The organism is Ectothiorhodospira shaposhnikovii (genome assembly GCF_016584105.1).
Taxonomy (GTDB): Bacteria; Pseudomonadota; Gammaproteobacteria; order Ectothiorhodospirales; family Ectothiorhodospiraceae; genus Ectothiorhodospira; species Ectothiorhodospira shaposhnikovii.
Window position 1 is genome coordinate 1 of sequence record NZ_NRSM01000091.1, and the last position, 825, is coordinate 825.

The window sequence follows — 825 nt, forward strand, 5'->3', positions numbered from 1 at the left end:
CTGGTCCTCCTGTTGGTCATGCTGGGGAGATTGCCGCTCACGTTCCTTGCGCAACCACCGATCCAACAGGCTGCGATTGATTCCCAGAGACCGGGCAGCTTCGGCCACCCCATACCCCTGGCGCTCAACCAACGCCACTGCCTCAGCCTTGAATTCCGCCGTGTATCGACGTCGTGCCTTCTTGCTCATGAACACCTCCAATGCATAGCCTACGAGGGCTTAACGGGGTGTCCGCTACAATTGGACCACTTCAATCCGAGTGAAACAGGATTGAACATCGATCCAGATGGCGCCTGCACAAGAAGGAGAGCGGAAGCCGCGGAGAAAGGCCTCTAATAAACTCCATGCCAGAGTTGTTCAAAACGAGTACCTCAGCGCCAAAATGGCATTACGCGGCTCTCCCCACGTGTAGGTGCTGTACCAGTCAAAGATGGTGTAGTAATTCTTGTCGAGCAAATTGTTGATGGTGAGCGACCCGGTAAGGTTGTTGTTGAAACGATAACTCGCCATCGCATCGAACACCCAATAGTCATCTACAGTATGCTTGACCGTGCCAACCACCGGATTGGTCACGTATCCCCAAGTTTTATCCTGCCAACGAGCGCCGCCACCAAGGGCTAGGCGGCTATTCTGGCCGCCTGGTTTGTAGGTGCCGAAAACGGTGACCTGATTAGCCGGCGCCAAGGTGGAAACTCTCTCACCCTTGTTCTGGTCAAGTCGCAGCGGACACGGATTAAGCAGCAACCGCTAAAAAATGTTGCTGAGGGGTGATGTACCCCAGGGACGAGTGGAGCCGGTCGCTGTTGTACTCCATCTCGATGTACT

General features: G+C 54.7%; 2 protein-coding genes. Both read right to left on the minus strand.

The features are described 5' to 3' along the window. On the minus strand, window positions 1-189 hold a 189-nt coding region (locus CKO35_RS17530), incomplete at its 3' end, for a transposase (RefSeq protein WP_200173378.1). Between the two features lie 168 nt (window positions 190-357). After that, entirely contained in the window at window positions 358-744 is a 387-nt protein-coding gene (locus tag CKO35_RS17535; RefSeq protein WP_274600874.1) for a TonB-dependent receptor domain-containing protein, read from the minus strand. Window positions 745-825: the final 81 nt, after the last annotated feature.